The 23,789-nt window shown below is 61.7% G+C and carries 25 protein-coding genes; 19 read left to right on the top strand and 6 right to left on the bottom strand.

What is annotated here, in order from left to right:
• Positions 1-100 precede the first annotated feature (100 nt).
• The 3 genes from purL to C7A17_RS04340 all read left to right on the top strand — a co-directional run bounded on the left by purL (position 101) and on the right by C7A17_RS04340 (position 5,030).
• Positions 101-3,997 carry a phosphoribosylformylglycinamidine synthase gene (gene purL / locus C7A17_RS04350; protein ID WP_106736863.1) on the top strand — a complete coding sequence of 1,299 codons (3,897 nt, stop codon included), beginning with the start codon at positions 101-103 and terminating at the stop codon, positions 3,995-3,997.
• Between the two features lie 290 nt (positions 3,998-4,287).
• On the top strand, positions 4,288-4,557 hold the full coding sequence (locus C7A17_RS27310; RefSeq protein WP_106736862.1) for a CDGSH iron-sulfur domain-containing protein: 270 nt from the start codon (positions 4,288-4,290) through the stop codon (positions 4,555-4,557).
• Positions 4,558-4,712: 155 nt separating this feature from the next.
• On the top strand, positions 4,713-5,030 hold the full coding sequence (locus C7A17_RS04340) for a YqfO family protein (protein ID WP_106736861.1): 318 nt from the start codon (positions 4,713-4,715) through the stop codon (positions 5,028-5,030).
• Positions 5,031-5,076: 46 nt separating this feature from the next.
• On the opposite strand, the gene C7A17_RS04335 is transcribed toward C7A17_RS04340, so the two are convergent.
• Together C7A17_RS04335 and C7A17_RS04330 are read right to left on the bottom strand one after the other, a co-directional pair.
• Positions 5,077-5,580, bottom strand: coding sequence for a L,D-transpeptidase family protein (locus tag C7A17_RS04335; RefSeq protein ID WP_106736860.1), 504 nt, complete (start codon positions 5,578-5,580; stop codon positions 5,077-5,079).
• 19 nt (positions 5,581-5,599) lie between these two features.
• Positions 5,600-6,154: an NUDIX hydrolase gene (locus C7A17_RS04330; RefSeq protein ID WP_106736859.1), complete on the bottom strand. Its 555-nt coding sequence runs from the start codon at positions 6,152-6,154 to the stop codon at positions 5,600-5,602.
• Between the two features lie 149 nt (positions 6,155-6,303).
• Here C7A17_RS04330 and C7A17_RS04325 point away from each other — a divergent pair, with 149 nt between their 5' ends.
• From C7A17_RS04325 to C7A17_RS04305, 5 genes are read left to right on the top strand one after another with little or no spacing between them, the layout of a single operon-like run.
• Complete coding sequence (locus tag C7A17_RS04325; RefSeq protein ID WP_106742729.1) at positions 6,304-6,906, top strand: CoA pyrophosphatase; 603 nt, start codon at positions 6,304-6,306, stop codon at positions 6,904-6,906.
• A gap of 12 nt (positions 6,907-6,918) precedes the next feature.
• Positions 6,919-7,443: a gamma carbonic anhydrase family protein gene (locus C7A17_RS04320; RefSeq protein WP_106736858.1), complete on the top strand. Its 525-nt coding sequence runs from the start codon at positions 6,919-6,921 to the stop codon at positions 7,441-7,443.
• Positions 7,436-7,636 (top strand): DUF1289 domain-containing protein, encoded by a 201-nt coding sequence (locus C7A17_RS04315; protein WP_106736857.1) that lies wholly within the window; start codon positions 7,436-7,438, stop codon positions 7,634-7,636. The genes C7A17_RS04320 and C7A17_RS04315 overlap by 8 nt, the downstream gene beginning before the upstream one ends.
• Positions 7,637-7,664: 28 nt before the next feature.
• Positions 7,665-8,846 carry a formate-dependent phosphoribosylglycinamide formyltransferase gene (gene purT / locus C7A17_RS04310; RefSeq protein ID WP_106736856.1) on the top strand — a complete coding sequence of 394 codons (1,182 nt, stop codon included), beginning with the start codon at positions 7,665-7,667 and terminating at the stop codon, positions 8,844-8,846.
• Entirely contained in the window at positions 8,843-9,562 is a 720-nt protein-coding gene (locus tag C7A17_RS04305) for an SGNH/GDSL hydrolase family protein (protein WP_106736855.1), read from the top strand. Before purT ends, C7A17_RS04305 begins: the two co-directional genes overlap by 4 nt.
• Positions 9,563-9,675: 113 nt before the next feature.
• Here the strand turns inward: C7A17_RS04305 and C7A17_RS04300 are convergent, their stop codons facing one another.
• Positions 9,676-10,476 (bottom strand): cytochrome C assembly family protein, encoded by an 801-nt coding sequence (locus C7A17_RS04300; RefSeq protein WP_106736854.1) that lies wholly within the window; start codon positions 10,474-10,476, stop codon positions 9,676-9,678.
• Between the two features lie 156 nt (positions 10,477-10,632).
• Between C7A17_RS04300 and ffh the strand changes: the two genes are divergently transcribed.
• The 5 genes from ffh to rplS all read left to right on the top strand — a co-directional run bounded on the left by ffh (position 10,633) and on the right by rplS (position 14,089).
• On the top strand, positions 10,633-12,009 hold the full coding sequence (gene ffh, locus C7A17_RS04295) for a signal recognition particle protein (RefSeq protein ID WP_106736853.1): 1,377 nt from the start codon (positions 10,633-10,635) through the stop codon (positions 12,007-12,009).
• A 141-nt stretch (positions 12,010-12,150) separates the two neighbouring features.
• Positions 12,151-12,402, top strand: coding sequence for a 30S ribosomal protein S16 (gene rpsP / locus C7A17_RS04290; RefSeq protein ID WP_009403592.1), 252 nt, complete (start codon positions 12,151-12,153; stop codon positions 12,400-12,402).
• Positions 12,403-12,410: 8 nt separating this feature from the next.
• Complete coding sequence (gene rimM / locus C7A17_RS04285) at positions 12,411-12,947, top strand: ribosome maturation factor RimM (RefSeq protein ID WP_106736852.1); 537 nt, start codon at positions 12,411-12,413, stop codon at positions 12,945-12,947.
• Between the two features lie 5 nt (positions 12,948-12,952).
• Entirely contained in the window at positions 12,953-13,696 is a 744-nt protein-coding gene (gene trmD, locus C7A17_RS04280) for a tRNA (guanosine(37)-N1)-methyltransferase TrmD (RefSeq protein ID WP_106736851.1), read from the top strand.
• 42 nt (positions 13,697-13,738) lie between these two features.
• Entirely contained in the window at positions 13,739-14,089 is a 351-nt protein-coding gene (rplS, locus tag C7A17_RS04275; RefSeq protein ID WP_106736850.1) for a 50S ribosomal protein L19, read from the top strand.
• A gap of 75 nt (positions 14,090-14,164) precedes the next feature.
• On the opposite strand, the gene C7A17_RS04270 is transcribed toward rplS, so the two are convergent.
• Positions 14,165-14,845, bottom strand: a complete 681-nt coding sequence (locus C7A17_RS04270; RefSeq protein ID WP_106742727.1) for a hypothetical protein — start codon at positions 14,843-14,845, stop codon at positions 14,165-14,167.
• Positions 14,846-15,061: 216 nt separating this feature from the next.
• Between C7A17_RS04270 and xerD the strand changes: the two genes are divergently transcribed.
• The 4 genes from xerD to thrC all read left to right on the top strand — a co-directional run bounded on the left by xerD (position 15,062) and on the right by thrC (position 19,923).
• On the top strand, positions 15,062-15,958 hold the full coding sequence (gene xerD, locus C7A17_RS04265; RefSeq protein ID WP_106736849.1) for a site-specific tyrosine recombinase XerD: 897 nt from the start codon (positions 15,062-15,064) through the stop codon (positions 15,956-15,958).
• 92 nt (positions 15,959-16,050) lie between these two features.
• Entirely contained in the window at positions 16,051-16,776 is a 726-nt protein-coding gene (dsbC, locus tag C7A17_RS04260; protein ID WP_106736848.1) for a bifunctional protein-disulfide isomerase/oxidoreductase DsbC, read from the top strand.
• Between the two features lie 375 nt (positions 16,777-17,151).
• Positions 17,152-18,456: a homoserine dehydrogenase gene (locus tag C7A17_RS04255; RefSeq protein ID WP_106736847.1), complete on the top strand. Its 1,305-nt coding sequence runs from the start codon at positions 17,152-17,154 to the stop codon at positions 18,454-18,456.
• Between the two features lie 57 nt (positions 18,457-18,513).
• The gene (gene thrC / locus C7A17_RS04250) at positions 18,514-19,923 is read left to right on the top strand and encodes a threonine synthase (protein ID WP_106736846.1); all 1,410 of its coding nucleotides are present in this window, start codon (positions 18,514-18,516) and stop codon (positions 19,921-19,923) included.
• A 63-nt stretch (positions 19,924-19,986) separates the two neighbouring features.
• On the opposite strand, the gene C7A17_RS04245 is transcribed toward thrC, so the two are convergent.
• Both C7A17_RS04245 and C7A17_RS04240 read right to left on the bottom strand, forming a co-directional pair.
• Positions 19,987-20,610, bottom strand: a complete 624-nt coding sequence (locus C7A17_RS04245) for a hypothetical protein (protein WP_106736845.1) — start codon at positions 20,608-20,610, stop codon at positions 19,987-19,989.
• Positions 20,611-20,852: 242 nt separating this feature from the next.
• Entirely contained in the window at positions 20,853-22,052 is a 1,200-nt protein-coding gene (locus tag C7A17_RS04240; RefSeq protein WP_106736844.1) for a CaiB/BaiF CoA transferase family protein, read from the bottom strand.
• A gap of 339 nt (positions 22,053-22,391) precedes the next feature.
• On the opposite strand from C7A17_RS04240, the gene bacA reads away from it, so the two are divergent.
• Together bacA and C7A17_RS04230 are read left to right on the top strand one after the other, a co-directional pair.
• Positions 22,392-23,012, top strand: coding sequence for a biofilm formation regulator BacA (bacA, locus tag C7A17_RS04235; protein WP_106736843.1), 621 nt, complete (start codon positions 22,392-22,394; stop codon positions 23,010-23,012).
• A gap of 14 nt (positions 23,013-23,026) precedes the next feature.
• Positions 23,027-23,722 (top strand): PspA/IM30 family protein, encoded by a 696-nt coding sequence (locus C7A17_RS04230; protein WP_106736842.1) that lies wholly within the window; start codon positions 23,027-23,029, stop codon positions 23,720-23,722.
• Positions 23,723-23,789: the final 67 nt, after the last annotated feature.

Genomic DNA, 23,789 nt, shown 5'->3' with positions numbered 1-23,789 from the left:
CGTTCGTCCTTAAAGCGCCAGGCCACGGGTGCCGCAGGCGGCGGCTTTAGGGTAGAATGCCCGGCCTCCAGCACACCCCTTCCCAGAGGCTGTTCCGACGATGTTGATTCTGCGCGGCGCTCCCGCCCTTTCCGCTTTCCGCCATGGCAAATTGCTCGAGCAACTGACCAGCAAAGTGCCGGCCGTGACCGGGCTGTACGCCGAGTTCGCGCATTTCGCCGATGTCACAGGCGTTCTCAGCGCCGACGAGGAACAGGTACTGGCGCGTCTGCTCAAGTACGGCCCGAGCGTGCCGGTGCAGGAGCCCAGCGGCAAGCTGTTTCTGACGATTCCGCGCTTCGGCACCATCTCGCCGTGGTCGAGCAAGGCCAGCGATATTGCCCGCAACTGTGGTCTGGCCAAGATCCAGCGCCTGGAGCGTGGCATCGCCTATTACGTCACTGGCGAGCTGTCGGCGGATGATCAGGCCGCTGTTGCTGCTGCCCTGCACGACCGCATGACCCAGCTCGTGTTGAGCAGCCTGGAAGAGGCCTCTGCACTGTTCAGCCATGCTCAGCCCAAACCGCTGACCGCGGTGGACGTACTCGGCGGTGGCCGCGCGGCGCTGGAGCGGGCCAACCAGGATCTGGGCCTGGCCCTGGCCGAAGACGAAATCGATTACCTGGTGAAGAGCTTCAACGACCTGGGGCGCAACCCGCACGACATCGAGCTGATGATGTTCGCCCAGGCCAACTCCGAGCACTGCCGCCACAAGATCTTCAATGCCAGCTGGGACATCGATGGCGAGAGCCAGGAAAAGTCGCTGTTCGGCATGATCAAGAACACCTACCAGATGCACAACGAAGGTGTGCTGTCCGCTTACAAGGACAATGCCTCGGTCATCGTCGGCCACACCGCCGGGCGTTTCTTCCCCAATCCTGAAACCCGCCAGTACGGCGCGGTGCAGGAGCCGGTGCACATCCTGATGAAGGTGGAAACCCACAACCACCCGACCGCCATCGCGCCGTTCCCCGGTGCCTCCACTGGTTCCGGTGGTGAGATCCGCGACGAAGGCGCCACTGGTCGTGGTGCCAAGCCCAAGGCCGGTCTGACTGGCTTCTCGGTTTCCAACCTGAATATCCCCGGCTTCGTGCAGCCCTGGGAAAAGCCCTACGGCAAGCCCGAGCGCATTGTCAGCGCGCTGGATATCATGATCGAAGGCCCGCTGGGCGGCGCCGCGTTCAACAACGAATTCGGTCGCCCGGCGCTCAATGGCTACTTCCGTACCTTCGAGCAGGCGGTCGACAGCCCGCGCGGTGAAGAAGTGCGCGGCTATCACAAGCCGATCATGCTCGCTGGCGGTCTCGGCAACATCCGTGAGAACCATGTGCAGAAGGGCGAGATCTCGGTCGGCGCCAAGCTGATCGTGCTCGGCGGCCCGGCCATGCTCATCGGCCTTGGCGGCGGTGCTGCATCCTCCATGGCCACCGGTGCCAGCTCGGCTGACCTGGACTTCGCCTCGGTACAGCGCGAGAACCCGGAGATGGAGCGCCGCTGCCAGGAGGTCATCGACCGCTGCTGGCAGCTGGGTGAAGCCAACCCGATCAAATTCATCCACGACGTCGGCGCTGGTGGTATCTCCAACGCCTTGCCGGAGCTGATCAACGACGGCGGCCGTGGTGGCCGTTTTGAACTGCGCAACGTGCCCAACGATGAGCCGGGCATGGCCCCGCACGAAATCTGGTGCAACGAGTCGCAGGAACGCTATGTGATGAGCGTGGACGCTGCCGACTTCGAGCGTTTCAAGGCCATCTGCGAGCGCGAGCGCTGCCCCTTCGCCGTGGTCGGCGAGGCCACAGCCGAGCCGCATCTGACCGTTACCGACAGTCATTTCGGCAACACCCCGGTGGACATGCCGCTGGAGGTGCTGCTGGGCAAGCCGCCGCGTATGCATCGCAGCGTCGCGCGCGAAGCCGAGCAGGGCGATGACTTCGCCGCCAGCGAAGTGGCCATCGACGAAGCGCTGGAGCGCGTATTGCGCCATCCGGCCGTGGCCAGCAAGAGCTTCCTGATCACCATCGGCGACCGCACCATCACCGGTCTGGTGGCACGTGACCAGATGGTCGGCCCGTGGCAGGTGCCGGTGGCCGACTGCGCCGTCACCGCCACCAGCTTCGACGTCTACACCGGTGAAGCCATGGCCATGGGCGAGCGCACCCCGCTGGCGCTGCTGGATGCTCCGGCTTCCGGGCGTATGGCCGTCGGCGAAACCGTTACCAACCTGGCCGCCGCGCGCATCGAAAAACTCTCCGACATCAAACTGTCGGCCAACTGGATGGCCGCTGCCGGTCATCCGGGTGAAGACGCCCGCCTGTACGACACCGTTAAGGCCGTCGGCATGGAGCTGTGCCCGGCGCTGGGCATCACCATTCCGGTGGGCAAGGACTCCATGTCCATGAAAACCCGCTGGCAGGAAGAGGGCGTCGACAAGAGCGTGACCTCGCCGCTGTCGCTGGTGATCACCGGCTTCGCGCCGGTACAGGACATTCGCCAGACCCTGACCCCACAACTGCGCATGGACAAGGGTGTCACCGACCTGATCCTGATCGACCTGGGTCGTGGCCAGAACCGTATGGGCGGCTCGATCCTCGCTCAGGTCTACGCGAAGATCGGTCAGCAGGTGCCGGATGTCGATGATGCCGAAGACCTCAAGGCCTTCTTCGCCGTGATCCAGGGCCTCAATGCCGATGGTCACCTCTTGGCCTACCACGACCGTTCCGACGGCGGTCTGCTGACCACCGTGCTGGAAATGGCCTTCGCCGGCCATTGCGGCCTGAGCCTGAGCCTCGATGCTCTGGCGGATGAGGCCAGCGAGCTGCCAGCCGTTCTGTTCAACGAAGAACTGGGCGCCGTCATTCAGGTGCATCAGGACGCCACTGCCGAAGTACTGGCGCAGTTCAGTGCAGCTGGCCTTGGCGATTGCGTGGCCGTGATCGGCCAGGCCGTGAACAACAGCGAAGTCAGCATCAGCTTCAACGGCGAGCCAGTGTTCTCCGGCGAGCGTCGCCTGCTGCAGCGTCAGTGGGCCGAGACCAGCTACCAGATCCAGCGCCTGCGTGATAACGCCGAGTGTGCTGATCAGGAGTTCGATGCGCTGCTGGAAGAAGACAACCCTGGCCTGAGCGTCAAGCTGGGCTTCGACGTTAATCAGGATGTTGCCGCGCCCTACATCAAGAAGGGCGTGCGTCCGCAAATTGCGATCCTGCGTGAGCAGGGCGTTAACGGCCAGGTGGAAATGGCGGCAGCCTTCGACCGCGCCGGATTTAGTGCGATAGATGTGCATATGAGCGACATCCTGGCTGGCCGCGTCAGCCTGGAAGCGTTCAAGGGTCTGGTGGCCTGCGGTGGTTTCTCCTACGGCGACGTGCTGGGTGCCGGTGAAGGCTGGGCCAAGTCGGTGCTGTTCAACGCCCGTGCCCGTGATGCTTTCCAGGGCTTCTTCGAGCGCAAGGACAGTTTCACCCTTGGCGTGTGCAACGGTTGCCAGATGATGAGCAACCTGCACGAACTGATTCCGGGTACCGAGTTCTGGCCGCACTTCGTGCGCAACCGCTCCGAGCAGTTCGAGGCGCGCGTAGCCATGGTGCAGATTCAGGAGTCGGCGTCGATCTTCCTGCAGGGCATGGCCGGTTCGCGTATGCCGATCGCCATTGCTCACGGCGAAGGCCATGCCGAGTTCGAGAGCGAGGAGGCGCTGCTGGAGGCCGATCTCTCCGGCACCGTGGCCATGCGTTTCGTCGACAACCACGGCAAGGTCACCGAGACCTACCCGGCTAACCCCAACGGTTCGCCGCGCGGGATTACCGGCCTGACCAGCCGCGACGGTCGCGTCACCATCATGATGCCGCACCCGGAGCGCGTGTTCCGCGCCGTGCAGAACTCCTGGCGTCCGGACGAGTGGCAGGAAGACGGCGGCTGGATGCGCATGTTCCGCAATGCACGGGTATGGGTGGATTAACAGCGGCCGCGTAGCGGCCTTCTGCTGACCCTCTCCCATTCATGGGAGACGACTGCATGGATGCAGGAGGTAGGGCGACGCAGGATGCCAAAGCCGAGGGTGTCCGAAGGGCGGGAGAGGGCAAAAGCGGCCGCGCTCCGATCCAGCTTGAGCTGGCGCCGGTGTAGATCGAACGCCGAGCCCTCTCCTGCAAGCGGGAGAGGGGAGCACGGCCGTGTAGCCCGGATGCAATCCGGGAAAACCTGTGGCATACCTTCCCCGGATTTCATCCGAGCTACGCAGGCCCATCCATGGCCGATGATTCTCCCCTCATCCTTCCTGAAGTGCGCCTGGTCAAATCTGGCGAAGTCCACCGTCTGTGCCGCTGCGGACATTCGGCGTCCCTGCCGGACTGCGACGACCACTGCGATTGCTCCCTGATCCTGCGCCCTGAGCGTGAACAGCGTTTGTTGCTGTGCCGCTGCGGGCGCTCGGCCGGGTTGCCCTACTGCGATGGCAGTCATAGCCCATCGGCTCCAGGTCTGGCCGACAAATGGCGGCGCTTTTTCAGGGGCAATTGAGAACGTCACCCCAGCAGGTTGAGTCGAAAACAGCGGAACCTGTCACGCCTCAAGTGGATTTGTGCAGGCGCCCTCAAGACAATTCAATGTCAAAGTGACATCATATTGGCGTCATGGATTGTCTGTTGTTCGGTTGCCCATCTGCGGAGAACTTGATGTACAAGCTGTGTTTCTATGTGCCGGAAACCCATCTGGAACCGGTGAAAAAAGCGGTATTCGCGGCAGGTGGTGGGCGTATCGGCCTCTACGACAGTTGCTGCTGGCAAGTGCTGGGGCAGGGTCAGTTCCGTGCGTTGGAAGGTAGTCAGCCATTTCTTGGCCAGGTTGGCGGCATCGAGCAGGTCGCGGAGTGGAAGGTTGAAATGGTCGTCGCTGACGAACTGATCCACGATGCAGTGAAAGCTCTGAAGAAGACGCATCCCTACGAAACGCCGGCTTTCGACGTCTGGCGGCTATCCGACCTGCAGTTCTGATTCGATATGAAAAAGGCGCCATTGGCGCCTTTTTCATTGCAATGGCTCAGGGCCTGATTTCGATCAGCGTCCCATCTTTGACCAGGCTCCATACCTCGCGCATATCGTCGTTCTTCATGGCGATGCAGCCTTCGGTCCAGTCCAGGGTGTGGAAGAACCACTCCGGGTATTCCTCGTCCAGCGGCGTGCCGTGAATCATGATCATGCTGCCTGGCGGTACGCCGGCATCCTTGGCCTTGGCCAGGTCGCGGGCATTAGGGTAGGAGATATGCAGCGACAGCTGGTACTTGTCGCTGGGCTTGCGCCAGTCGATCCAGTAGAAGCCTTCGGGCGTGCGCAGGTCGCCCTCGCGCAGCTTTGCGCCGTCGGGTTGTTTACCGAGGGAGATGCGGTAGGACTTTATGGTTTCACCGCGCTGCTGCAGATGCAATTTGCGCTCGGATTTGAGTACCAGCACCTTGTCCACTGTGCGGCTGCTGGCCACGGGTGTGGTGCTGGCCATGGCATTGAGGCTGAGGGTGAGGCAAAGCAGGGGCAACAACCAGCGCATCGGGTGATATCCGCAAAGGTCAACGGGGCGTGTAATGAGCGCGCAGCGCCGCGAGCGGCTCGTTGCGTACCGGGAAGAGGTTCTGCCGACGGTCGGCAAAGAAGCATTCTAAGGTACGCCCTATGGTCGGGAAAGCCAGCTCAGACCAGGGGATCTGCGATTCTTCGAACAGGCGCACTTCCAGGCTCTCTTCGCCCACGGCGAAATCCAGGTCGACCAGCTCGGCGCGAAACATCATGTACACCTGGCTGATGTGGGGCAGGTCGAAAAGGGTGTAGAGGTTCAGGTCACGCACGCGAGCGCAGGCTTCCTCGAGGGTTTCGCGGGCGGCAGCCTGTTCGGTGGTTTCGCCGTTCTCCATGAAACCGGCGGGCAGTGTCCAATAACCGCGGCGCGGTTCGATGGCGCGGCGACACAGCAGCACCTGGTCACCCCAAACGGCTAGGCAGCCGGCAACGATGCGCGGGTTTTCGTAGTGAACGGTGGCGCAGTGGCCGCATACGTGACGCATGCGGTTGTCGCCAGCGGGAATCATGCGGGTAACGGCGTTGCCGCACTGGCTGCAGAATTTCATGCCCTGTCCTCGGTTGCTGGCGCTATCTTGGCTGCCTGCGTTGTGGCCGGCAAGCCCGCCATTGAAGCCATTCAAGCCTATCGTCGGGGTTGGGCGAGCGAGCGCTTTCATGCCATGATGCCGGGCAAAACAAGATTCCGAGTATGCCCATGCTGGACGAGTTGCTCCATCGCGTGCGCGGTTATTCACCGCGCCCTCTGGAGACCGAGCGCAGCTTCCCCGAGGCGGCGGTGCTGGTCCCCATCACCCGCAGTGACGAACCTGAGCTGGTGCTGACCCTGCGCGCCACCAGTCTGTCGACCCATGGCGGTGAGGTGGCGTTTCCCGGTGGCCGGCGCGATCCGGAGGATCGTGATCTGGTGGATACCGCGCTACGTGAGGCCGAGGAGGAAATCGGCCTGCCGCCAGGCTTGGTCGAGGTCATCGGGCCGCTCAGCAGCCTGGTGTCGCGCCACGGCATTCAGGTTACGCCCTATGTCGGCCTGGTGCCGGACTACGTGGAGTACAAGGCCAACGATGCCGAGATCGCCTCGGTGTTTTCGGTGCCGCTGGAGTTCTTTCGCAGCGACCCGCGCGAGATGACCCATCGTATCGATTACCTCGGGCGCAGCTGGTACGTGCCGTCCTACACCTATGGCGAGTACCGCATCTGGGGCCTGACGGCGATCATGGTGGTGGAGCTGGTCAATCTGGTTTATGACGCCGGCATCGCTCTGAACCAGCCCCTCGAACACTTCATCCATCTGCGCTGAGGACTGACGAGCATGAAATACCGCCTGGGAAGCTCCCGTGTCGAGGCCCATCCCGACAGCTGGGTTGCGCCGAGCGCCGACCTGATCGGCAAAGTCCGTCTGGAGGCCGGTGCCAGCGTCTGGTTTGGTGCCGTGCTGCGTGGCGACAACGAACTGATCCACATCGGCGAGAACAGTAACGTCCAGGACGGCAGCGTCATGCATACCGACATGGGATTTCCGCTGACCCTGGGCAAGGGCGTGACCGTCGGCCACAACGTGATGATGCATGGCTGCAGCGTCGACGATTACAGCCTGATCGGCATCAACTCGGTGATCCTCAACGGCGCGAAGATCGGCAAGTACTGCATCATCGGCGCCAATAGCCTGATTCCCGAGGGCAAGGTCATTCCCGACGGCAGCCTGGTGATGGGCAGCCCCGGCAAGGTGGTGCGCGAGCTCACCGAGCCGCAGAAGAAGATGCTCGAAGCCAGTGCCGCTCATTACGTCCATAATGCGCAGCGCTACGCCCGCGAGCTGGTGCCTGACGATGAGTGAAGCGGAAAAGCCCGTGCGCTCGCCTTGCGTGCATGTCTGCGCGCTGGACGAGCAGGATGTCTGCATCGGTTGCCAGCGCACGGCTGCCGAAATCACCCGCTGGGGCCGCATGGAGAACACCGAGCGCCGTGCGGTGCTGCAACTATGCCTGGAGCGCGCCCGCGCTTCGGGACTTCTACTGACGTCTTCCTGATTCACTGTCCCGTTTTCGAGGAATATTCATGCCCCGTATAGGAACCCCTCTGTCGCCGAGCGCGACCCGTGTACTGCTGTGTGGTTGTGGTGAGCTCGGCAAGGAAGTGGTGATCGAACTGCAGCGCCTAGGCTGCGAAGTCATCGGCGTGGATCGCTATGCCAATGCCCCGGCCATGCAGGTGGCGCATCGCAGTCACGTGATCGACATGCTCGACGGCGCTGCCCTGCGCGCGGTGATCGAGAAGGAGCAGCCGCACTACATCGTTCCCGAGATCGAGGCCATCGCCACCGCGACCCTGGTCGAGCTGGAGAGCGAAGGCTTCAACGTGGTGCCCACCGCACGCGCCGCACAGCTGACCATGAACCGCGAAGGCATCCGTCGTCTGGCCGCCGAAGAACTGGGCCTGCCGACTTCGCCGTACCACTTCTCGGACAACTTCGAAGACTACGTCGCCTCGGTGAAGTCCGTTGGCTATCCCTGTGTCGCCAAGCCGATCATGAGCTCTTCCGGCAAGGGGCAGAGCGTGCTGCGCAGCGATGCTGACCTGCAGAAGTCCTGGGATTACGCTCAGGAAGGCGGTCGTGCCGGCAAGGGCCGGGTGATCGTCGAAGGTTTCATCGACTTCGATTACGAAATCACCCTGCTGACCGTGCGTCATGCCAGTGGTACCAGTTTCTGCGCGCCGATCGGCCACCGCCAGGAGAACGGCGATTACCAGGAATCCTGGCAGCCGCAGGCGATGAGTCCGAAAGCGTTGGCAGAGTCCGAGCGCGTTGCGCTGGCGGTCACCGAGGCGCTGGGCGGTCGTGGTCTGTTTGGTGTCGAGCTGTTCGTCAAGGGCGATCAGGTGTGGTTCAGCGAGGTCTCGCCGCGTCCGCACGATACCGGTCTGGTGACTCTGATTTCTCAGGATCTGTCCGAATTCGCCCTGCATGCGCGCGCCATTCTCGGTTTGCCGATTCCGGCCATTCGCCAGCTGGGCCCGTCGGCTTCGGCGGTGATCCTGGTCGAGGGCAACTCGCAGCAGGCCAGCTTCTCCAATCTCGGTGCTGCGCTGAGCGAGCCGGATACCGCACTGCGCCTGTTCGGCAAGCCGGAGGTCAAGGGCCAGCGTCGCATGGGTGTGGCACTGGCGCGTGACGAGTCGATCGATGAGGCTCGTGCCAAGGCACTGCGCAGCGCCAAGGCTGTTCGCGTCCAGCTGTGAGACATGCCCTCTGGTGGCTGGCGACGCTTGCGCTAGCGCCGCTCGCAGTGCCGCTGGCATTGCGTACGCGGCGCACGGCGTTGCGTTTGCCGCCGGCAGAGGGGGAGGTTCGTGGCCTGGCTGGCGCCGCATTGCCTGGCGAGCCGTTTCGCCTGCTGCTGGTCGGTGAGTCGACGGTCGCCGGAGTCGGTGTAAAGCACCTTGATGAGGCGCTGGTCGCCTGCCTGGCTGAAGCGCTTGCCGAACGCATGCAGCGGCCGGTGCGCTGGCATGCCTGTGGCGAAAACGGCATCACTGCCGAGCAGGCGTGTCAGCGTCTGTTGCCTGAAGTCCTGAACGAGCCGGCCGATCTGGCCTTGCTGGTTTTCGGCGTCAACGACACCACTCATCTCACTACCTGCAAACGCTGGCAGGCGGCCTTGCGCGGCATGGCCGTGGCGTTGCGTGAGCGGGGGATGGTGGTGGCGTTCAGCGCCGTACCGCCCTTGCAGCACTTTCGGGCCTTGCCCTGGCTGCTGCGGCAACTGCTTGGCTGGCGGGCGAGTTTGCTGGATCGCGAGCTGCGTGCGGTGGCACGGGAGCAGCAAGCGCAATATTGCGAGTTGAGCCTGGCCTTCGAGGCGCGCTACCTGGCGGAGGATGGCTACCATCCATCCGCGCTGGGTTACAGGGTTTGGGCGCAAGGCCTGGCTGAGCGCCTGGCGAGGGCTTGTTGAGCTTCAGCTAGGTGCCGCTGAATCCGTAGCCCGGATGCAATCCGGGAAGATCCGTAAGTAGGGCGGGTGTAAGCCGCCATTGGTGTCGGTGGCGGGTTGCACCCGTCCTACAGTCAAACGTGCAGGATGAATTCGCGAACCAGCTTGCTGCCGAAGTAGGCCAGCATCAGCAGGCAGAAGCCGGCCAGCGTCCAGCGAATGGCCTTGTGCCCGCGCCAGCCCATCTGATGGCGTCCCCACAGCAGCACGGCGAATACCACCCAGGCGAAGCAGGAGAGGATGGTCTTGTGCGCCAGGTGCTGGGCGAACAGGTCGTCGAGGAACAACGCACCTGACAGCAGTGACAACGACAGGGCGATCCAGCCAGCCAGCAGGAAGCCGAACAGCAGGCTTTCCATGGTTTGCAGAGGAGGAAAGTTCTTGATCAGTCCGGACGGGTGCTTGTGCTTGAGCTGGTAGTCCTGCAGCAACAGCAGGATCGACTGGAACACGGCGATGGTCAGCAGGCCATAGGCCAGGATCGACAGCAGGATATGTGCAAGGATGCCGGGGTGTGCCTGCACCGGGCTGATGGTGCCAGAGGGCATGAACTCGGCGAGCAGCACGGTCATCGCGCCCAGCGGGAACAGAAAAAGCAGCAGGTTTTGCACCGGTATGCGCAGGCAGGCCAGCAGGATCAGTGCGATCACCGCGCAGGCAATCAGGCTGGCTGCATTGAAGAAGTCCAGGTTGAGGGCGCCGCCGTGGTTCAGCTGGAAGAACAGGCTGACGCCGTGCAGCAGCAAGGCGAGTGCGCCGAACACTACGAGCAGGCGCTTGTCGGGTGTGCTGCGCTTTTTCAGGTGCAGACCTTGGTAGGCGGCAGCGCCGGCATATAGGAAGGCAGCGGCTAGGCTGGGCAGCAGAGGGTGCATAAGTCCGTGTAAGGCGAGCCCGAAAGGCGCTGAGTGTGGCACAGAAGGCCGGTGACACGAAAGACCGCAGGCGGTGTCGGTGGCGCGGTGACTCCGCTATAATCCGCCGCCTGTTGCATGCCTGGCCCAGTCTGGGCGCTCTTCAAAGGAACGCGCATGTTCGAAAATCTTACCGATCGCCTTTCCCTGACGCTGCGTAGCGTCACCGGCAAGGCCAAGCTCACCGAAGACAATATCAAGGACACGCTGCGCGAAGTGCGTATGGCGTTGCTTGAGGCCGACGTCGCTCTGCCGGTGGTCAAGGACTTCGTCAACCGGGTCAAGGAGCGTGCGGTCGGCACCGAGGTGTCGAAGAGCCTGACTCCAGGTCAGGCCTTCGTGAAGATCGTTCGTGCCGAGCTCGAAGAGCTGATGGGCGCGGCCAACGAAGATCTGGCGCTGAACGCTGCACCGCCTGCCGTGGTGCTGATGGCTGGCCTGCAAGGTGCGGGTAAGACCACCACCGCCGGCAAGCTGGCCAAGTTCCTCAAGGAGCGTAAGAAGAAGTCGGTACTGCTGGTTTCCGCTGACGTCTATCGCCCTGCGGCGATCAAGCAGCTGGAAACCCTGGCCAGCGACCTGGACATCGCCTTCTTCCCTTCCGATGTCAGCCAGAAGCCGGTGGACATCGCCAATGCGGCGATCCGTGAGGCCAAGCTCAAGTTCATCGACGTGGTCATCCTCGATACCGCCGGTCGTCTGGCCATCGACGCCGAGATGATGGCCGAGATCCAGGCGCTCCACGCCGCGGTCAAGCCGGTCGAGACCCTGTTCGTGGTCGACGCCATGACTGGTCAGGACGCCGCCAATACCGCCAAGGCTTTTGCCGATGCCCTGCCGCTGACCGGCGTGGTGCTGACCAAGGTCGATGGCGATGCCCGTGGCGGTGCCGCGCTGTCGGTGCGCCACATCACCGGCAAACCGATCAAATTCATCGGTATGGGTGAGAAGAGCGACGCGCTGGAGCCGTTCCATCCGGATCGTATCGCCTCCCGCATCCTCGGTATGGGTGATGTGCTCAGTCTGATCGAGCAGGCCGAGCAGACCCTTGACCGCGAGAAAGCCGAGAAGCTCACCAAGAAGCTGAAGAAGGGCAAGGGCTTCGATCTCGAAGACTTCCGTGACCAGTTGCAGCAGATGAAGAACATGGGCGGTCTCGGCGGCCTGATGGACAAGCTGCCGTCCATCGGCGGCGTCAACCTGTCGCAGATGGGTAACGCCCAGGGCGCTGCCGAAAAGCAGTTCAAGCAGATGGAGGCGATCATCAACTCCATGACCCCCGCCGAGCGCCGTGACCCGGACATCATCAGTGGTTCGCGCAAGCGTCGCATCGCGCTGGGTTCCGGCACTCAGGTGCAGGACATCGGTCGGCTGATCAAGCAGCACAAGCAGATGCAGAAGATGATGAAGAAATTCACTGCCAAGGGCGGTATGGCCAAGATGATGCGCGGCATGGGGGGGATGTTCCCCGGCGGCGGCATGCCGAAATTCTGATGCTTGTGCCCAGCTCGACGGCTGGTCGGAAAAAGAGATTTGCAAACAGCCGCATAATCCTTAGAATATGCGGCCTTTCGGGCCTAGGCCCATTTTTGATGTGTGCCTCAAGTTAGCACCGACTACAGGAACGATGTTCTCATGGTAACTATTCGTCTCGCTCGTGGCGGCTCCAAAAAGCGCCCCTTCTACCACCTGACCGTGACCAACAGCCGCAATGCGCGCGACGGTCGCTTCGTAGAGCGTATCGGTTTCTTCAACCCGATCGCCTCGGGTGCTGAAGTCAAGCTGTCCGTCAATCAAGAGCGTGCTACCTACTGGCTGAGCCAGGGTGCACAGCCGTCTGAGCGCGTTGCTCAGCTGCTCAAGGAAGCTGCCAAGGCTGCTGCCTAAGCATCTTTATGAGTACGACGCCGGCCGTAGCCGAAGATCTGGTTGTTCTCGGCAAGATTGTTTCGGTGCACGGCGTCAGGGGTGAGGTAAAGGTTTATTCCTTCACTGACCCCATCGATAACGTGCTCGATTACCAGCGCTGGACGCTCAGGCGTGATGGCGAGGTAAAGCAGGTAGAACTGGCCAGCGGCCGCCTTCAGGGCAAGGTGCTGGTTGCCAAGTTGAAAGGTCTGGATGATCGCGAAATCGCGCGTACCTACGCCGGCTTCGAGATCTGCGTGCCGCGCAGCGAGCTGCCGGATCTGGATGATGGCGAGTTCTACTGGTACCAGTTACACGGATTGAAGGTCATCGATCAGGCGGGGCAATTGCTCGGTGTGGTCGACCATCTGTTCGAGACCGGTGCAAATGATGTGATGGTGGTCAAGCCCGTGGCGGGCAGTCTGGATGATCGCGAGCGCCTGTTGCCCTATACGGAGCAATGCGTGCTGACGGTTGATCTGGCTGCTGGCGAGATGCGGGTGGACTGGGATGCGGATTTCTAAGGCTCATGCGCGTAGAAGTCATCACGCTGTTCCCTGAGATGTTCGCCGCCATCGGCGAGTACGGCATCACCAGTCGTGCGGTGAAGCAGGAGCTGCTGCAGCTCAACTGCTGGAACCCGCGGGACTACACGACCGATCGACATCATACGGTGGATGATCGCCCCTTCGGTGGCGGCCCCGGCATGGTGATGAAGATCAAGCCTCTCGAGGATGCTCTGGTTAGCGCCAGGCAAGCCGCGGGAGAGGGTGCGAAGGTGATCTACCTTTCGCCCCAGGGCCGTCAGCTGAATCAGGCTGCGGTTCGCGAGTTGGCGCAGGAGCAGGCACTGATCCTGATCGCCGGTCGTTATGAAGGTATCGACGAGCGCTTCATCGAGGCGCATGTCGACGAGGAATGGTCGATTGGCGACTACGTCCTGTCCGGCGGTGAGCTGCCGGCCATGGTGCTGATCGATGCGGTGACGCGCCTTTTGCCTGGAGCATTGGGTCATGCCGATTCGGCCGAGGAGGACTCCTTTACGGATGGCCTGCTCGACTGCCCGCACTACACTCGCCCGGAGGTGTATGCGGATAAACGTGTTCCTGAGGTGTTGCTTAGCGGCAACCACGAACACATCCGGCGCTGGCGTTTGCAGCAGTCCCTTGGGCGGACCTGGGAACGTCGCGCTGATCTTCTGGATAGCCGCTCGCTTTCTGGAGAAGAGAAGAAGCTGCTGGAGGAATACATCCGCCAGCGGAACGATAGTTAACGTATCGATGGCAGGCCGGGAGGCTTGTCTTAGGAGCGCAGCATGACCAACAAGATTATCCAGATGCTCGAAGCCGAGCAGATGAACAAAGAAATCCCGACTTTCGCCCCAGGTGACACCGTCATCGTTCAGGTAAAAGTTAAGGAAGGCGACCGTCAGCGTCTGCAGGCTTTCGAAGGCGTCGTTATCGCCAAGCGTAACCGCGGTCTGAACAGCGCCTTCACCGTTCGCAAAATCTCCAGCGGTGTTGGCGTCGAGCGTACCTTCCAGACCTACTCCCCGCTGGTCGACAGCCTGAGCGTCAAGCGTCGCGGTGACGTGCGCAAAGCTAAGCTGTACTACCTGCGCGACCTGTCCGGCAAAGCCGCGCGCATCAAGGAAAAGCTGTCCTAAGTTCGGACGCTTCTCTGAAAAAAGCAGCCTACGGGCTGCTTTTTTCGTTATGGGGCATCACAACCTGGTATGAGCTCAGGGGCGCAGGCTGATTTTCAGGCTGGCCTGGGACAGGTCGATGTTGTGCAGGCTGAGGTTGCCGAAGCTCTGCCCGGCGGGGGCGTCCTTGACGCGGATGTTGTCGAAGCGCAGTTCGCCAATGGAGCTGGGCAGGTTGACGTTGAACGAGCCGTCGTTGTTCGGCGTCGAGCGCAGCTTGCCGGTGTCATAGCGCACATCGCGCAGGCTGGTTTCTGCGTCGAGATTATCGAGTACCGGCATCACCAGCTTGGCCAGTTGCTTGACCGTGCCCAGCCCATCGCCACTTTCCGCGCGCAGCAGCAAACCCTGCAGTGCGTCGTCCAGGCCTTGTGCGCTCACCGAACTCATTTCGCTGTCGCTCAGTGACTGCATGCCGCGCGGCGTTTCCTCCTGAGTGATGCTGCTGGGTGGCTGCAGGCGCTGGATGTCGGCGCTGGCCATCTGGAAGGGCGTCATCAGGGCTGCCACCAGGGTGGCGGCCAGGCGCAGGTTGTTCTGCTTCTTAAGTGCTTTGCTCAGTTGTTTCTGAGTCAGCAATCCCTGCTCTATGAGCACTTCACCGAGCCGCTTCTGGCTGGTGAGTTGTGCCTTGATCGCGGCGTCCAGCTGCGTGCTGCTAATCAATCCTTTGTTGATGAGTATCTGGCCGAGTCGCGAGTGGGCGTGTTGGGACATGGAGGAGCTACCGGTGGGTGATGGCAGGTTGAAATCATCGTCCCAACCATGCTGGCTGTCACCCAACCAAGGATAGGCTTGTCTGATGGAGATTCGTCTGGCTGGTAGCGTCCGGTTACCCGGCTGTTTCGATTGGTTGCAGCTGCGTGTCTTTGTGGCTGGAGGCTTGATCGGGGCTGTGAAACACTAGGTATCCGCCGTTACCGAAGTCTTTGCATGTCCACTCTGTCGCATCCGTTGATCGAGCAGTTTCTTGAGTCCCTCTGGCTGGAGAAGGGGCTGTCCGACCATACCCGTGCTGCTTATCGCAGTGATCTGGAACACTTCAACGCCTGGCTCGATGAGCGCGGTCTGGAGCTGCAGTCAATTGGCCGCGATGGGATTCTCGATCACCTGGCCTGGCGTCTGGAGCAGCGCTATCAGGCGCGCTCCACGGCGCGCTTTCTCTCCGGTCTGCGCGGTTTCTACCGCTTTCTGCTGCGTGAGGCGTTGATCAGCGAAGACCCGACCTTGCAGATCGAGTTGCCGCAGATCGGCAGGCCGCTGCCCAAGTCGCTGTCCGAGGCGGATGTCGAAGCCCTGCTGCAGGCGCCCGATCTGGATGACCCGATTGGTTTGCGTGATCGCGCCATGCTCGAGGTGCTGTATGCCTGTGGCCTGCGGGTCAGCGAGCTGGTGGGGCTGACGCTGGAGCAGGTGAACCTGCGTCAGGGTGTGCTGCGGGTGTTCGGCAAGGGTGGCAAGGAGCGTCTGGTGCCGCTGGGCGAGGAGGCTATCGCCTGGATCGAGCGCTACAGCCGCGAAGCGCGCCCGCTATTGCTTGGTGGCAAGCCCAGTGATGTGCTGTTCCCTAGCCTGCGTGGTGAGCAGATGACTCGGCAGACCTTCTGGCACCGTATCAAGCACCAGGCGCGGGTCGCCGGGATCGCCAAGTCGCTGTCGCCGCACACGCTGCGTCACGCCTTCGCCACCCATCTGCTCAATCATGGTGCCGATCTGCGGGTCGTACAGATGCTGCTGGGGCATAGCGATCTGTCTACCACGCAGATCTACACTCATATCGCACGTGCCCGTCTGCAGGAGTTGCATGCCAAGCACCACCCGCGCGGTTGAGTGCGCCGTCTGGTCGCTGAAGCGCTGTCCGTCAGGTCATCTGTGGTAGGCTGTGCCGATATTTGCTCGTCCGTCATTCGACAGGAGTATCCATGTCCCTGAGCCGTATTTCCCTTGCGCTGGCACTCGTGCTGGGCAGTAGCGTAACCCTGGCCGATGATCCCGATCAGGCGATTCGTCAGAGCCTGAAATCGCTGGATGCCAGCCTGCCGATCGAGGCTATCGCCGAGAGCCCGATGACGGGTATCTATCAGGTTCAACTGCAGGGTGGTCGTCAGCTCTATACCAGTGCCGATGGTCAGTTCCTAATTCAGGGCTACCTGTTCCAGGTCAAGGATGGCAAGGCCGTCAACCTGACCGAGATCGAAGAAAGCCGCGCGGTGGCCCAGCAGATCAATGCCATTCCGGCCAAGGAAATGGTGGTCTTCGCGCCCAAGGCACCGAAGACCCATATCACCGTCTTCACCGATACCGACTGCGGCTATTGCCAGAAGCTGCACAGCGAAGTGCCGGAACTCAATCGTCTGGGCGTCGAAGTGCGTTATGTCGCCTTCCCGCGTCAGGGTATGAACAGCCCGGCGGCCAAGGAACTGGTCAGCGTCTGGTGCGCCAAGGATCAGCAGGAGGCGATGAATCGCGCCAAGACTCGCCAGAGCGTAGCCGACGCTACTTGCGACAATCCGGTGGCCAAGCAGTACCAGCTCGGTCAGATGATTGGGGTCAATGGCACGCCGGCCATCGTTCTGGCCAACGGCAAGATGATTCCGGGCTACCAGCCTGCGCCGCAGTTGGCCAAGATTGCCCTGGAGTCGAACTAAGAACCTATCCACGACCTGCTGTGCGTCGGCTCTGCTGCGTTTAAAACAGGCTCGGAGAGCCGCTTGCGGCTAACGCGCTTTAGCGCGGCCCGAAGGGCGAACGAAGTGAGTACTGCTCATTTACAGCTCGTAAAGTCGAGCGCGGCTCCGAGCGTTCCTCGCCTGTTTGACTCGCTGGCGCTCGCCCTTCGGGCCAGCCTTCGGCTGTTACTCCCGCTGGTCGTTGCGCCTTGCATTGCTCTAGCTCGCGAGCTCGTGAATAGGTTCTTTGAGTCGTGGATTGACTAACAAACAGCCGCTTCGTAAGGTGCGGCTCTTTATCTGCGGCCGGGGCATGCTCCGGCCGTTTCGTGCAGTGCTGATGGGGAATTGAGTGTGAAGCCGGTCAAAGTGGGCATCTGTGGGTTGGGCACCGTCGGTGGCGGTACTTTGAATGTACTCAAGCGCAATGCCGAGGAGATTACTCGGCGCGCCGGTCGCGGCATCGAGATTGCCCAGATCGCCATTCGTTCGCCCAAGCCGCAGTACGACACTACCGGCATTGCCATGACCAGCGATGTCTTCGAGTTGGTCAACAATCCCGAGATCGACATCGTCATTGAGCTGATCGGCGGCTACACCCTGGCCAAGGAGCTGGTGCTCAAGGCCATCGAAAATGGCAAGCACGTGGTCACCGCCAATAAGGCGCTGATCGCTGTGCACGGCAACGAGATCTTCGCCAAGGCTCGTGAGAAGGGCGTTATCGTCGCCTTCGAGGCCGCCGTGGCTGGTGGCATCCCGGTGATCAAGGCGATCCGCGAAGGCCTGTCGGCCAACCGCATCAACTGGCTGGCCGGCATCATCAACGGCACCGGCAACTTCATTCTCACCGAAATGCGCGAGAAAGGCCGTGCCTTCGAAGACGTGCTCAAGGAAGCGCAGGCGCTGGGCTACGCCGAGGCCGACCCGACCTTCGACGTCGAAGGCATCGACGCTGCGCACAAGCTGACCATTCTGGCCTCCATCGCCTTTGGCATTCCGCTGCAGTTCGACAAGGCCTATACCGAAGGCATCACCAAGCTGACCACGGCCGACGTGAACTATGCCGAGGCGCTGGGTTATCGCATCAAGCACCTGGGCGTCGCTCGTCGTACCGAGGCGGGCATCGAGCTGCGTGTACACCCGACGCTGATCCCGGCCGACCGCCTGATCGCCAACGTCAATGGCGTGATGAACGCGGTGATGGTCAATGGCGATGCGGTGGGCAGCACTCTGTATTACGGAGCTGGTGCCGGCATGGAGCCGACTGCGTCGGCAGTGGTGGCCGACCTGGTGGACGTAGTGCGTGCACTGACCACCGATCCGACCAATCGCGTGCCGCACCTGGCCTTCCAGCCGGACTCGCTTTCCGACCACCCGATCCTGCCCATCGCCGAGTGCGAGAGCGCCTATTACCTGCGTATCCAGGCCAAGGATCACCCCGGTGTGCTGGCGCAGGTGGCGAGCATCCTCTCCGAGCGTGGCATCAACATCGAGTCGATCATGCAGAAGGAAGCCGAGGAGCAGGATGGCCTGGTGCCGATGATCCTCGTGACCCATCGCGTGGTCGAGGCGCGTATCATCGAAGCCATTGCCGCCATGGAAGCGCTCGATGGCGTGACCTCGCCGGTCATGCGTCTGCGCGTCGAACAGCTCAACTAATCCCGTGTCCACCCGTAGGCCCAGGCCTGCGGGTGCAGCCGAACGAAGGTTTATCCCATGCGCTATATCAGTACCCGCGGCCAGGCGCCGGCCCTGAATTTCGAAGACGTGCTGCTGGCTGGCCTGGCCAGCGATGGCGGCCTATACGTGCCGGAGAATCTGCCGCGCTTCACCGTCGAGGAAATCGCTTCCTGGGCTGGGCTGCCCTATCACGAGCTGGCCTTCCGGGTGATGCGCCCGTTCGTTGCCGGCAGCATTTCCGATGCTGATTTCAAGAAGATCCTCGAAGAAACCTACGGTGTGTTTGCCCACAACGCGGTCGCGCCGCTGCGCCAGCTGAACGGTAACGAGTGGGTGCTGGAGCTGTTCCATGGCCCGACCCTGGCGTTCAAGGACTTCGCCCTGCAGTTGCTCGGTCGCCTGCTCGATCATGTGCTGGCCAAGCGCGGTGAGCGCGTGGTGATCATGGGCGCCACCAGTGGCGACACCGGCTCGGCGGCCATCGAGGGCTGCAAGGCCTGCGACAACGTCGATATCTTCATCATGCACCCGCACAACCGTGTGTCCGAAGTGCAGCGCCGGCAGATGACCACCATTTTGGGTGAGAACATCCACAACATCGCCATCGAAGGCAACTTCGACGACTGCCAGGAGATGGTCAAGGCCAGCTTCGCTGACCAGGGCTTCCTCAAGGGCACGCGCCTGGTGGCGGTCAACTCGATCAACTGGGCGCGAATCATGGCTCAGATCGTCTACTACTTCCACGCTGCTCTGCAGCTCGGCGGCCCGGCGCGCTCCATCGCCTTTTCGGTGCCGACCGGCAACTTCGGCGACATCTTTGCTGGCTACCTGGCGCGCAACATGGGCCTGCCGGTCAGCCAGCTGATCGTCGCCACCAACCGCAACGACATCCTGCATCGCTTCATGAGCGGCAATCAGTACGTCAAGGAAACCCTGCACCCGACCCTGTCGCCGTCGATGGACATCATGGTTTCGTCCAACTTCGAGCGTCTGCTGTTCGATCTGCATGGTCGCAACGGTGCTGCCATCGCCAGCCTGATGGACAGCTTCAAGCAGGGAGGCGGTTTCAGTGTCGAGGAGGATCGCTGGGTCGAGGCGCGCAAGCTGTTCGATTCGCTGGCAGTGAATGACGAGCAGACCTGCGAGACCATCACCGAGGTGTACAAGGAGTGCGGCGAGCTGCTCGATCCGCACACTGCCATCGGTGTGCGCGCCGCGCGTGAGTGCCGCCGCAGCCTGGCGACGCCGATGGTGGTGTTGGGTACCGCGCATCCGGTCAAGTTCCCCGAGGCGGTGGAAAAGGCTGGCATCGACGCCGTTCCGGCGTTGCCGGCTCACCTGACCGATCTGTTCCAGCGCGAGGAGCGTTGCACGGTGCTGGCCAATGATCTGAAGGCCGTACAGCAATTCGTCGCGGCTCACGGCAACCGTGGCAAGCCGCTCTGATGCGTTGATGTGAAAAGCCCCCGGCGAGTGATCGTCGGGGGCTTTTTATTTCAGAGATCGTGCTTAGCTGGCTGCGAAGTCGAAATTCCATAGGCCGTTCGGGCGGCTGAGCGTAACGTCCACTTCAGTGGCCGCGATGGGGGCGATGTACTGGGTCATATCCGAGAAGTTCTGCACGATATAGGTCTGCCCAGCCATTGGTGGCGTGGTCACCATGAAGTAGAAACCTGGCCCGTACTCGAAGCTTACGGTCATGCGCGAGTCGACCTTGGGCATGGTCACTACCGGGCGGCCATTAACGTACCAGTTGCTGTCGAACTGAATGTACGGGTTGGTTTTATTGATGACGCCGCACTGTTGTGGGGTCAGCTTTTCCAATGCCAGAGAGGTAGGTGCTCGTTCCAGGATTGGTGACATGCCGTTCGGGTTGACCGCCTGTAGCAGCTGCCCTGGGGTGATTTCTCGGCGTTCGGAGATGATCATGTTGCCTTCCATGTCGCCCAAGGTGGTGACGTCGGTTTCGATCACCGCTTCGTAGCTGAAGGATTCGGTGGTACCGGTAGAGCCTGTGAGAACCTGCCAGGCGTGAATGCGGTAGTCGCGTTGCGGGTTCTGCGGCTTGAGGAAAACCAGTACGGTCTTGCCTTCCATGTCGTCGACGGCGAAGTTCACATTGAAAACGGTCATGGTGCATCTCCTTGCTTTCGGTGTTTAGGCCACAGCGAAGTGCTGTAGCTTGCCTACCCTGACGGTTCTGCTGCGGATCTGTGAATTAGATAATGGCACTTTGAATCGTTCTTCACGAGTCGAGCCATGCTGCGCGTTGGAGACTGGGCAATGCCTGTCCATCATGAAAAGGAGTTTCTCGTGTCCCGTTATTCGCATCTCTGGAAACTGGCGTGAACCGGATGAAAACCAGGAATGGAATCCTAGAGCGCGCCGTCTGCGCGCAGCGCGGCAATTTGTTCGGTGCTGTAGCCGAGCCCGCCCAGCACTTCTTCGTTGTGCTCGCCCAGTTCCGGTCCGACCCAGTCGACGCTGCCTGGCGTCTCCGATAGCTTGGGTACGATGCCCGGCATCTTGAACGCCTTACCATCCGGCAGTTTGGCTGAGAGGAACATCTCTCGGGCGAGATACTGCGGATCGCTGAGCATGTCCTCGGCCGAGTAGATGCGGCTGGCGGGAACCTCTGCCTGTCGCAGCAGGGTTTCCACTTCGCTCAGCGGCAGGCTTGCCGCCCAGCGATCGATCACTTCGTACAGTTCGCCACGGCGTGCATCGCGGCCGTCATTGCTGCTCAAGGTCGGGTCGTTGGCCAGGTCTTCGCGGCCTATCGCCTGCATGAAGCGCTTGAAGATAGCGTCGCCGTTGGCGCCGATCTGGATGTGCTTGTTGTCGGACGTGGTGTGGATGGAGGAGGGCGTGATGCCGGGCATGATGTTGCCGCTGCGCTCACGGATGAAGCCCATGACGTCGAACTCCGGCACCATCGACTCCATCATGGCGAACACCGCCTCGTACAGGGCTACGTCCACGACTTGGCCACTGCCGCCGTTGACCTCGCGTTGGCGCAATGCCATCAGTGCGCCGATCACGCCCCAGAGGGCAGCGATGGAGTCGCCGATACTGATGCCGGTGCGCACTGGTGGGCGATCCTCGAAGCCGGTGATGTAGCGCAGCCCGCCCATGGATTCGCCGACTGCGCCGAAGCCGGGTTGTTCCTTCATCGGGCCGCTCTGGCCGAAGCCGGAGAGGCGCACCATCACCAGTTTGGGATTGAGTGCGTGCAGGGTCTGCCAGTCGAAGCCGAGTTTTTCCAGTACGCCGGGGCGGAAGTTCTCGATCAGGATGTCCGCCTCTTTCAGCAATTTGCGCAGTACCTCGCGGCCGGCTTCATGCTTGAGATTGAGGGTGATCGAGCGCTTGTTGCGCGCCTGCACGAACCACCACAGCGAGGTGCCTTCGTAGAGCTTGCGCCATTTGCGCAGTGGATCGCCGCCGTCGGGAGACTCCACCTTGATCACCTCGGCGCCGAACTCGGCGCAGATGCGTGAGGCGAACGGGCCGGCGATCAGGCTGCCGAGTTCGACCACTTTCAGGCCGGACAGGGGTTTGCTGGGTGTGCTCATGATGACTCCTGTAGCTGCGGACGGCAGCAAGCCTATTGCATTGATGAGGGCCTGACCACGTTTGCTCGTGCAGTGGCAAACGACCCAAGTGCGAAGAGGTTGGCGCTTTTCGGCGTGCATCGGCAGGCGTGCTGCGGTTTAATTCGCCCAGGCGAATGGATGCGCTTGGTCAGATCGCATGGATGGCTTTCCCTTCTTGTCCTTTCCTTCAAAGCCCTTCTGTCTCGCCGGCCGCTTCGTGGTCGTGGATGAGTCCTGTCCGATATTTCGACGAATGGTATGAAATTCATCACATGTGATGTGTTGCGTTATTACATGTGAGGATCTAGGCTGCTCTTCATGGACAATAAATCATCAGCCCATTACCAGCGTCTTTATCGTCAGCGCCTGCGGGAGCAGGGGTTGGTGAAGAAGGAAGTCTGGATCTTGCCCGAGCACGCGCCGCTGTTGCTCGCGTTCGAGCGCAAACTGCGCCAGCCTCAGTTGTCGCTGGCTTCGATGGAAAAGGAGGAAGGTATGAGCATGCCGCAGGTTTGGACCGCCCAGGCGCTGAGTGAAGCGTTGGCGGCAGCGGAACTGTTCCAAAGCGGGCAGGCCGGCATCGAATTGCTTCAGGGTGCCGATGCCAGTTTGCATGTCACCATGCGCGAGTACGGCGAGCTGCCGTTGTTCATCGCCGTATTCGGTGAGCAGATCGTCGTCGAGGCGCTGCTCTGGCCGGCTGCCGATGTCACGGATATCGCCGCGTTCAACGAAGAAGTGCTGCGTACCCACAAGCTGTTTCCGCTGTCGTCCATCGGCCTGGAACGCTCGGCCGACGGTAGCGATAGCTACATCATGTTCGGCGCGCTTAGCTCGTCGTCGACACTGTCCGACGTGGTGTTCGAGATCGAACTGCTGGCGGACAACGTGATCAAGGCCACCGAAGCCTATGAAGGCTTCCTCAAGACCAGCGCCTGAGAGGAGATAAGACGATGAATGTCTGGAGCAAATTGCTGACGGCGCTGCGTGGCGGTGCCAACGAAGTGGGTGAGGCAGTGGTCGATAGCCAGGCCCTGCGTATCCTCGATCAGGAAATCCGCGACGCCGATGTCGAGCTGCGCAAGTCTAAGGAAGCCCTGGCCGAGATCATGGCCAAGCAGAAGCTGGCCAGCGACAAGGCCAACAAGAGCGCGGCGAGCATCGCCGAGTACGAACAGTACGCGCTCAAGGCGCTGGATGCGGGCAACGAAACCTTGGCCAAGGAAGTCGCCGAGAAGATCGCCAACCTGGAAGTCGAGCAGGCCAGCGAGCGTGAACAGGCCGAGGGTTTCGCCGCCAGCGTGGCGCAACTGCGCAAGGCCGTGACCCAGGCCGAGGGCAACATCAAGCGCCTCAAGCAGCAGGTGGATACGGTCAAGGCCACCGAAAGCGTGCAGAAGGCGCAGATGGCCGTAGCACAGCGCTATGGTGGCTCGCAGGCCAAGTTGCAGACGGCGGTCGAGTCGCTCGAGCGGATCAAGCAGAAGCAGGCCGAGCGAGCGGCGAAGATGGAGGCTTCGGCCGAACTGGCTGCCACCAGCGCGCCGGATGATTCGCTGGAAGCCAAGCTGCGTGCTGCTGGCATCAAGGCCGACAACGCCAGTGCCGACAGTGTGCTGGCGCGCTTGAAGGACAAGTCCAAGGCCTGATCAGGGCCGGGCAAGGCGCAAGGGGCGAGTGATCGCTCCTTGCGCATGGATCTAGGAAAAGGAACGC

The organism is Pseudomonas mendocina (assembly GCF_003008615.1).
In the GTDB taxonomy this organism is placed as follows: domain Bacteria; phylum Pseudomonadota; class Gammaproteobacteria; order Pseudomonadales; family Pseudomonadaceae; genus Aquipseudomonas; species Aquipseudomonas mendocina_C.
The sequence above is the reverse complement of the archived record's forward strand: the minus strand, read 5'-3'. Positions and strand labels throughout refer to the sequence as shown.